Genomic DNA, 9,094 nt, shown 5'->3' on the forward strand with positions numbered 1-9,094 from the left:
CTTCGCCGAGGGCCAGCCGAACGGCTACCTCAGCTATCGCGCCTTCATCTGGACGGACACCGATCCGGACCGCTCGGGCATCCTGCCCTTCGTGTTCGAGGACGGCTTCGGCTTCGAGCGCTACGTCGACTACATCCTCGATGTGCCGATGTACTTCAGCTATCGCGACGGCAAGTACATCGACCTGTCCGGCAAGAACTTCCGGCATTTCATGGACGGCAAGCTCGACGCACTGCCGGGGGTGCGGCCCACCATGAAAGACTGGGCCGACCACCTCACCACTGCTTTCCCGGAAGTGCGTCTTAAGCAGTACCTGGAAATGCGCGGCGCCGATGGCGGTCCCTGGGGGCGCCTGTGTGCGCTGCCGGCCTTCTGGGTGGGCCTGCTATACGACGACACCGCACTCGATGCCGCCTGGGACCTGGTCAAGGATTTTTCGCGGGAAGAACGCCACGCGCTGCGCGACGGCGTGCCCAAGCAGGCGCTGAAGCTGCCCTTCCGCGGCCACACGGTGCGTGAACTCGCACTGGAAGCCCTGAAGATTGCCGAGCAGGGCCTGAAGCGCCGCGCGCGGGTGAATGGGCGCGGCGCCGACGAAAGCATGTTCCTGGCGCCACTGAACGAAGTGGCGCTGGCTGGCCAGACGCCGGCCGAGCAGAAGCTCGAGCTGTTCCATGGCGCCTGGGGCGGCTCGGTGGATCCGGTGTTCCGCGAGTTCGCCTACTAGGCCTTCGCTAGAAGCAATGCGTGCCGTGCGTGACCGCGCCACCGGCGCGGATCGCCGCGGCCACCAACGTGGCCTCGGCAAGCATCGCATCGGTGGCGCCCGCGTCGCGCGCGGCCTTGGTATGGATCTCGATGCAGTAGGGGCATTGCGTGGTCAGCGCCACGCCGATCGCGATCAGTTGCTTGACCTGCCCCGACAACGCGCCTTCGGCGAAGGCCGCCTTGTCGAAAGCCCAGAACGCCTTCATTGCCTCGGGCGCACCCTTGTCCAGCTGCTTCAGGTTGTCGAGCTTCTTCATGTCGTGCATGGCGAGCAGTCCTATAGGAATTAAAGGACCGGGCGCCCCTGCACGGCCGGCAGCGAACGATGATAGACGCATGCGTGTGGCGCGGAACTAGGCCGTTTTGGGGGTTCGACGGCCTATGTCGTGGCTACGGCTACTTCTGCAAACCGCGGTTCTTCAGCATCGGTGCGATCTGCGGATCGGCGCCACGCCAGTCGCGGTAGAGCTTGCCCAGTTCCACGGTGTTGCCGCGGGAAAGCACCATCTCGCGGAAACGCTGGCCGTTTTCGGGGGTCATGCCGCCCTTGTCGACGAAACCCTGGAAGGCGTCGTCGGCGAGCATCTGGGTCCACAGGTAGGCGTAATAGCCGGCGGCGTACTCGTTACCCCAGATGTGCTGGAAGTAGCTGGAACGGTAGCGCGGCGGTACCTGCGGGTTGTCCATGCCGGTCTTCTTGAGCGCCGCCGCCTCGAAGGCATCGGCATTCTGCTTCGGCGCGTCGGGGCTGATGGAGTGCCACTGCATGTCCAGCAGCGCCGCGCCGATGAGTTCGCTCATCGCATAGCCCTGGTTGAAGTCACGCGCGTTCTTGATCTTCTGCACCAGCTCCGCCGGCATCGGTGCGTGTGTCTGGTAGTGCTTGGCGTAGTTGGCGAAGATCTTCGGATCGGTTGCCCAGTGCTCGTTGAACTGCGACGGGAACTCGACGAAGTCGCGCGGCGTGTTGGCGCCGGACAGGCTCGGGTATTGCGTGTTGGCGAAGATGCCATGCAGCCCATGGCCGAACTCGTGGAACATGGTGACCACATCGTCGAAGCTGATCAACGCCGGCTGGCCATCGACCGGCTTGGTGAAGTTGCACACGTTGTAGATCACCGGCTTGTCACCCAGCAGCTTCGACTGGTCGACGAAGTTGCTCATCCAGGCGCCGCCGTTCTTGTTGTCGCGCTTGTAGTAGTCGGCATAGAACAGCGCCAGCGAGGTGCCGTCCTTGTCGAACACCTCGAACACGCGCACATCCGGCTGGTAGACAGGGATGTCCTTGCGCTCCTTGAAGGTAAGGCCGTAAAGCTGGTTGGCTGCATAGAACACGCCGTTCTGCAGCACGTTGTCCAGTTCGAAATACGGCTTGACCTGAGATTCGTCCAGGTCGAACTTGGCCTTGCGCACCTGCTCGGCGTAGATGTTCCAGTCCCACGGCTGCAGCTTGAAGCCACCGTGCTGCTTGTCGATCACCGCCTGGATGTCCTTGCCCTCGGCGTGGGCGCGGGCCACGGCAGCGGGGGCAAGCTTTTCCATGAAGCCCTCCGCGGCCTCGGGTGTCTTGGCCATCTGATCGGTCAATTCCCAGGCAGCGAAATTGGGCGAACCCAGCAGTTTCGCGCGCTGGGCGCGCAACTGCGCGATGCGCACGATCAGATCGCGCGTATCGTTGGCGTCGCCCTTCTCGGCGCGGTCCCAGGAAGCCTTGAACAGCTTCTCGCGCGTGGCGCGGTCGGTGAGGAACTGCAGCAAGGGTTGCTGCGTGGTGTTCTGCAACACCAGCACCCATTTTCCATCGAGCTTGCGATCTTTCGCAGCCTGCGCCGCGGCGGCGATGTCGGCATCGGAAAGGCCGGCCAGCTGTTTCTTGTCGTCCACCACCACGGCGCCGTCCTTGCTCGCCGCCAGCAGCTTGTTGGTGAACTGGGTGGACAGCGTGGACAGCTCGCCGTTGTACTTCTTCAGCTGTTCTTTCTGGTCGTCGTTGAGGTTCGCGCCGTTGTGCACGAAGTCATCGTGGTACCACTCCACCAGGCGCTTGTCTTCCGGCTGCAGGTTCAGCTTCTCACGGTCGTCGTAGACCTTCTTGATGCGGGCGAAGAGCTTGGGGTTGAGGTAGATCGCATCCTGGTTCGCGGCAAGCTTGGGGGCTTCGTCTTCCTGGATTTTCTGCAAGGTGTCGTTGGTGTTGGCGCCGGTCAGGGCGTCGAACACGCGGTTGACGCGCGTGAGCAACGCGCCGGAGCGCTCCAGCGCCACGAAGGTGTTGTCGAAGGTGGGCTCCGCCGACTGGTTGGCGATCTGCTCCACTTCGGACAGCTTCTGGCGCATGCCTTCTTCCATCGCCGGCTGGAAGTCCGAATCCTTGATCTTGGTGAAGTCCGGCGCGTGGAACGGCAGGTTGCTTTCCGTGTAGAACGGATTGGCCTGCGAGGCCGCCGAGGCCGACGTCGTGGCAGGCGCAGGCGAGCTTGCCGCGGTACCGGGCGATACCGGGGCTTCGGTTTGGTCGGTGTGCGACGAACAGGCGCCCAGGGCAAGCGAGGTGGCGATCACGAGATGGCGGATCCGGAGCATGGTGTTTTCCTTTCAGGCAGGCGACGGATCGTAACGGGCGGCAAGGGCCCGCGCCATGGCAGGAAGGCACGTTCGTTCGGCAGGCGCGCCATTCGGGGTCAGAGTCTTGACTCTGCCCCCCCCAGCAGGCGGGCTCAGGCCGCCTTGATATCGCGAATCTGCCAGGCCGAGCCGATCAGCCAGGTCAGCCGCTGCTTGACGATGCCCATCGGCAAGGTGGTGACCAGCTCGATCTCCGAGCGACTGGTTTCCTTGCCCGTGGCCTCCGCCGAAGGGTCGGTGACGCCCAGCGATGGATCGACGTCGTCGGGCTCGGCCTGCAGGGCTTTCCAGCGCTGGAAAAGCGCATCGCTGCGCATGGCGTCGGTGACCGCCGCCGCCAGGGCAACCGGGCCGATGCCCTCGAAGGCAAGCGACGGTTCACGGCCTTTGGCCGCGGCCAGGTTTTCCACCGACAGGTAATAGCGTTGTCTGCTCATGGGAAGTTGATAAGCCAGCGGTCGTGAATTTGTCGTGCTGCCACGGCCAGCGCCGGAGCCGCCGGTTGGTCGTGCCCAAGAATGCCCAGGCACGGCGCGGCCAGCAGACGGTCGAGGGTGGCGATATTGTCGTCCAGCGCTTCCATGGCCGGGTCCACCTGGTTCCCGATCCATCCCATCAACTCGCAGCCATCGGCCACGATGGCGCGCGCCGAAAGCCGGGCATGGCTGATGCAGCCCAGCCGAAGGCCCACCACAAGGATCACCGGCAGCTTCCACTGGCGCGGGATGTCCGACACCTCTACGCCTGGGCCCAGCGGCACCAGCCAGCCGCCCACGCCTTCCACCACGACCAGGTCGTGGCCCGTTCCAAGACGATCGAATGCGGCGCGAAGCGCGGGCATGTCGATGTCCACCCCGGCGCGTTGCGCGGCCACGTGCGGGGCCACGGCGTCGGCCAGGGCGACCGGATTCACGTCATCGTAGGTGGGCCGCGGGTGGCTGGCGGCCTGCAGGGCCAGCGCGTCGTCGTTGCGCAGGCCGTCGGGCGTGAGCACGCAACCGCTGGCCACGGGCTTCATTCCGGCCACGCTAGGACCAAGGGTCGCCAGCGCGGCCACCAGCCCCGACGCCACCCAGGTCTTGCCGATGCCTGTATCGGTACCGGCAATGAAAACCGCGCCTTTCACCTTGACTTAGCCCTTGCATGCCCGCGCCGCAGCCGCCATAACGGCGCGACGAATACTTAAGAAAGGCCGTCCCGCCATGTTCGAACACAAGACCATCGACACCGCCGACAAAACCGCCTTCTACGCGGAACTTGCCCAGCAGGCCGGTGGACTGATGGCCGGCGAGACCAACCTCATCGCCAACGCGGCCAACTTCGCCGCGCTGATGTTCAACGCCCTGCCGGACGTGAACTGGGCGGGATTCTACCTTTACGACGGTACCGAACTCGTTGTCGGTCCCTTCCAGGGCAAGCCCGCCTGCATCCGCATCGCGCTGGGTCGCGGCGTATGCGGCACGGCCGCCCAGACGCGTGAAACCCAATTGGTGGAAGACGTCAACGCCTTCGATGGCCACATTGCCTGCGACGCGGCATCGGCGTCGGAAATCGTGGTGCCGCTGGTGCGCGCGGACGGCAGCCTGCTGGGCGTGTGGGACGTGGACAGCCCGACGGTGGCGCGCTTCGACGAAGCCGACCGCGCCGGCATGGAACTGGCCTGCGCCGCCTTCATGCGCGTCAACGGCGGTTAGTCGCGCGGGGATACCAGCAACTGCTGGACACGGGCACGGGCTTCGTCCACGCCGGTCTTTTCAGACGAGGAGAAGATCTGCGCGGTGGCGTTGTGCCAGCCCTCGCGGTTGTACTCGTTGTGCAGCGCCTGCAGCGCCGAGCCCGCCTGGCCACGGGAGATCTTGTCGGCCTTGGTCAGCAGCACGTGGCAGGGCAACCGGGTGCCGGCGCAGAAGCCCAGCATCATGCGGTCGAAGTCTTTCAGCGGATGGCGGATATCGACGATGAGGATCAGGCCGCGCAGGCTTTCGCGCTGGTGCAGGTAGAGGTCGATCTCGCCCTTCCAGTGTTCGCGGAGGTCTTCGGGCACCTTGGCGTAGCCGTAGCCCGGAAGATCGATCAGCCGGACATCCAGGGGATTGCCGGCCGCGTCCACCTTGGCAGGCAGGCTGAAAACCACCAGCTGCTGGGTGCGGCCGGGCGTCTTGGAGGTACGGGCCAGGCCCTTGTGGGCGGTGAGCGCATTCAGCGCACTGGACTTGCCGGCGTTGGAGCGGCCGGCAAAGGCGACCTCCGCGCCGCGATCGGCGGGCATCTGGCCGATGCGGTGGGCGGCGAGCACGAATTCGGCGCCCTGCAGGGGGTTGGGTATCGGGGGCATGGGGACGGACCTTGGAGGGGATGCCGCGGCTGGGCAGACGATGAGTTTAATGTGGTTTGACTCAACTTCCGCCGCACGGGGATAATCCTCGGGTTTCGACGCGCGGTGCGCGCGGCGTGTTCAAGCTTCCCCTTGGAGAGAAAGTATGAGTTTTCGGCACGCCGTTGCCTTCGCCACCGTGCTCGTCATGAGCTCGGCAGCCGCCCAGCAGGCCACCGCGCCGAAGGCCGCTCCGGCCGCCAGTGCAGCCAAGGCTCCCGTCGGGGCCCAGGAGGCCGCTCCCGCCTCGGCCGCCAGCGCCTCGCAGCGCGCGACCACGCCGGGCGGTGACCAGCCCGGCGGCACCACGGCAGCCGAACCCGGCGCGCAGGCCGGCGGCCCCGTCGCCGCCCAGGCACCGGCCGCGCCCACCGACGCATCGCACGCCGCCACCAAGCCCGGCGACGCTACCGCGGGCCAGGCCAAGGCCGCCGTGTGCGGCGCCTGCCACGGCATGGACGGCAACTCGACCGATCCGCAATACCCGCGCCTGGCCGGCCAGGTGGAGTCGTACACCGCCCGCCAGCTCGTCAATTTCAAGGCCGGTACCCGCCAGAACCCCATCATGATGGGCATGACCGCCCCGCTCAGCCCGCAGGACATGCACGACATCGGCGCCTACTTCGCCACCAAGCAGTCCCTGCCCGGCGTAGCCGACCAGGCCCTGGTGGAGCGCGGCGCGCAGCTGTACCACGAGGGCGATTCCACCAAGGGCGTGCCCGCCTGCATGGCCTGCCACGGCCCCGACGGCCACGGCAACCCGGGCGCGATCTACCCGCAGCTGGCCGGCCAGCATGCCAACTACGTGCAAGCCACGCTGAAGGCCTGGCACGACGGCACCACCTGGGGTACCGACGCGCATGCCAAGATCATGCCGTCGATCGCGCAGAAGCTCGACGAAAAGGACATCGCCGCGCTCGCCAGCTTCATCGAAGGCCTGCACACCAACGAGCCGACGTCTGCCGCACCCGTGGCGAACTAAGCCAAGCACCATCCCCGTAAAACAAGGAAGGAAACGACCATGCCCAAGCGCCTGTCGCTCGTGTGCGCTGCCCTGCTGATGCTGTCGGCCTGCAGTTCGAATAACGGCGACAGCGCCGCGCCGGCCGCCCCGGCGCCGACGGCGGCATCGACCGCCGCCGCGGCAAGCGTGGCCGCCCCCGTCCAGGCCGGCACCGCTGCGGCCCCCGCGGTCGCCGGCTCCGCGGCAAGCACGCCCGCCGCCGTCGATCCCACCATCGCGGCCGACCGAGCGGAAGCTGCCGCCAAGTTCGTCGACGACGGCAGCTTCGTCGAGGGTAAGCAATACCAGCGCATCGAGCCTGCCCAGCCCACCGTCACCAACAGCGGCAAGATCGAAGTGGTGGAGGTGTTCTCCTACGGTTGCCCCGCCTGCAATGCCTTCCACGACTGGATGGACAAGCTGGCCGCCGCCATGCCCAAAGCCGCCACCGTGGTGTACCTGCCGGCCTCGTTCGTGCCGCAGGAAAACTGGCCGGCACTGCAGCGCGTGTACTACACCGCGCAAGCGCTGGGCGTGGACGCCAAGGGCCACGACGCCATGTACGACGCGGTGTGGAAGTCGGGCGACCTGGGCATGATGGACCTTCGCTCCGAGCGCCCGAAGCCGCAGGCCGCGTGGCCCACGATGGACGATTTTGCCAAGTTCTATACGCAGTACGGCGCCAAGGCGGACGAGTTCATCGCCACGGCCAATTCGTTTTCGATCAACACGAAAATGAAGCGCGCCGATGAACTGATCAAGGCGTACGGGGTCGAAAGCACGCCGACCATCGTCGTCAATGGCAAGTACCGCTTCTCGCCGAAGGATGCCGGCAGCTACGAACAAACCATCAAGCTCACCCAGTTCCTGGTGGGCAAGGAAGCCGCCGGCAAGTAAACCCACCTGCCGGCCTGACGGAGAATCGTTTCATGAAGTTCAGGCGTCTTGCACTCCTCGTGGCCGGCCTCGTGCTGGCCACCGCATGCTCGGCCCAGACGGCCGACGGCCAGTGGCAGGAAGGTACGCAATACCAGAAGGTCGACACCCCGCAGCGCGCCGGCAAGGACGGCAAGGTGGAGGTGGTGGAAGTGTTCTCCTATGGCTGTCCGCACTGCGGCCACTACGAGGCCGCCGCCGAAGACCTGCAGAAGCAGCTGCCGCCGGGCGTGGTGTTCCGGCTGATCCCCGCGGCCTTCAATATCGGCTGGGAGCCCTTCGCCCGCGCCTTCTACGCCGCGCGCGAACTGGGCGTGCTCAAGCAGACGCATGCCGCCCTGTTCAAGGCGAAGTACGTCGACAACTACCCGATCAACACCATCGACGAAATCGCCGATTTCTACGCCCGCAACGGCGTGGACAAGGCGAAGTTCCTCGCCGCGGCGAACTCCACCCAGACCACGCGCCAGATGCAGGCCGACATGAAACTGATCCAGGGCTGGGGCGTGGACGCCACGCCGACGCTGGTGGTCAATGGCAAATACCGCTCGGATAAGGTCAAGGATTACAACGAGCTCAACGCCATGACGCTGTGGCTGGCCAAGCGGGAACTGGCCGGCTCAGGTCACTAAACCCGAAGGTGGCCCGCGCATGTCCTTGCTTTCACATGCGCGGCGCCATCCTCAGGCGGCCCAAGGCCGGTACCCTTCGTCACGATGACTTCCCCCGCACCTGTCCCCACCTCCGCCCAGGCTCCAGGCCGCCGCCTTCGGCTGCTTAGCTGCAATATCCTGGCTGGGGCAAGCGTGCAGCGGTATTCCGACTACGTCACGCGCAGCGTCAATGCCGTGCTCCCCGGCCGTAACAAGATGGCCAACCTCGATGCGCTGGCCGAGCTCCTTTCCGGTTTCGACGTGATCGGCCTGCAGGAGGCCGATGCAGGCTCGCTCCGCTCGGGGTTCCTGAACCAGACGCGTTACCTGGCCGAAACCTCAGGCATGCCGTTCTGGTCGCACCAGCCCAACCGCGCCATGGCGCGCCTGGCACATTCGGCCAACGGCCTGATCAGCCGGCTCGAGCCCACCGAAGTGATCGACCACCCGCTGCCCAGCCGCATCCCGGGGCGCGGTGCGCTGCTGGCGCGTTTCGGCGCCGGGCGCGAGGCCCTGGTGGTGGTGGTGGCGCACCTTTCCTTGAGCCCGCGTGCGCGCGATGCGCAGCTATCGTTCATCGGTGAGCTGTTGTCCGATTCACCGCATGCTGTGCTGATGGGCGACCTCAACACGCCGTCCGACAGTGCCGAGATGCGCCGGCTCTTTGCGCGCACCGCGCTGCAGCCGCCGAGCAGCGTGATGCCCACCTTCCCCAGCTGGAAACCACGGCGCGCG

The 9,094-nt window shown here is 66.0% G+C and carries 11 protein-coding genes; 6 read left to right on the forward strand and 5 right to left on the reverse strand.

Annotated features, from left to right (window positions below; translation table 11 throughout):
- Positions 1-727 (forward strand): glutamate--cysteine ligase (locus VK519_RS00430; RefSeq protein ID WP_324346594.1); only part of this gene is annotated, 727 nt, incomplete at its 5' end.
- A gap of 7 nt (positions 728-734) precedes the next feature.
- Here VK519_RS00430 and VK519_RS00435 read toward each other — a convergent pair.
- From VK519_RS00435 to bioD, 4 genes are all read right to left on the reverse strand, one after another.
- Positions 735-1,034, reverse strand: coding sequence for a carboxymuconolactone decarboxylase family protein (locus VK519_RS00435; protein WP_324346596.1), 300 nt, complete (start codon positions 1,032-1,034; stop codon positions 735-737).
- Between the two features lie 130 nt (positions 1,035-1,164).
- Positions 1,165-3,351 carry a peptidyl-dipeptidase Dcp gene (gene dcp / locus VK519_RS00440; protein WP_324346598.1) on the reverse strand — a complete coding sequence of 729 codons (2,187 nt, stop codon included), beginning with the start codon at positions 3,349-3,351 and terminating at the stop codon, positions 1,165-1,167.
- Between the two features lie 134 nt (positions 3,352-3,485).
- Positions 3,486-3,830, reverse strand: coding sequence for a hypothetical protein (locus VK519_RS00445; RefSeq protein WP_324346601.1), 345 nt, complete (start codon positions 3,828-3,830; stop codon positions 3,486-3,488).
- Positions 3,827-4,519, reverse strand: coding sequence for a dethiobiotin synthase (bioD, locus tag VK519_RS00450; protein ID WP_324346602.1), 693 nt, complete (start codon positions 4,517-4,519; stop codon positions 3,827-3,829). The genes VK519_RS00445 and bioD overlap by 4 nt, the downstream gene beginning before the upstream one ends.
- A gap of 76 nt (positions 4,520-4,595) precedes the next feature.
- Between bioD and msrC the strand changes: the two genes are divergently transcribed.
- A complete protein-coding gene (gene msrC, locus VK519_RS00455; protein ID WP_324346603.1) occupies positions 4,596-5,087 on the forward strand; it encodes a free L-methionine (R)-S-oxide reductase MsrC in 492 nt (163 codons plus the stop codon).
- Here msrC and yihA read toward each other — a convergent pair.
- On the reverse strand, positions 5,084-5,728 hold the full coding sequence (gene yihA / locus VK519_RS00460) for a ribosome biogenesis GTP-binding protein YihA/YsxC (protein WP_324346605.1): 645 nt from the start codon (positions 5,726-5,728) through the stop codon (positions 5,084-5,086). The genes msrC and yihA overlap by 4 nt on opposite strands.
- 145 nt (positions 5,729-5,873) lie before the next feature.
- Here yihA and VK519_RS00465 point away from each other — a divergent pair, with 145 nt between their 5' ends.
- From VK519_RS00465 to VK519_RS00480, 4 genes are all read left to right on the forward strand, one after another.
- Positions 5,874-6,749 carry a c-type cytochrome gene (locus VK519_RS00465; RefSeq protein WP_324346607.1) on the forward strand — a complete coding sequence of 292 codons (876 nt, stop codon included), beginning with the start codon at positions 5,874-5,876 and terminating at the stop codon, positions 6,747-6,749.
- 39 nt (positions 6,750-6,788) lie between these two features.
- Complete coding sequence (locus VK519_RS00470) at positions 6,789-7,667, forward strand: thiol:disulfide interchange protein DsbA/DsbL (RefSeq protein WP_324346609.1); 879 nt, start codon at positions 6,789-6,791, stop codon at positions 7,665-7,667.
- Positions 7,668-7,699: 32 nt separating this feature from the next.
- The gene (locus tag VK519_RS00475; protein WP_324346611.1) at positions 7,700-8,338 is read left to right on the forward strand and encodes a thiol:disulfide interchange protein DsbA/DsbL; all 639 of its coding nucleotides are present in this window, start codon (positions 7,700-7,702) and stop codon (positions 8,336-8,338) included.
- 84 nt (positions 8,339-8,422) lie between these two features.
- The coding region (locus VK519_RS00480; RefSeq protein ID WP_324346613.1) for an endonuclease/exonuclease/phosphatase family protein at positions 8,423-9,094 on the forward strand (672 nt) is incomplete at its 3' end.

This window comes from Pinirhizobacter sp. (genome assembly GCF_035317885.1).
In the GTDB taxonomy this organism is placed as follows: Bacteria; Pseudomonadota; Gammaproteobacteria; order Xanthomonadales; family Rhodanobacteraceae; genus Pinirhizobacter.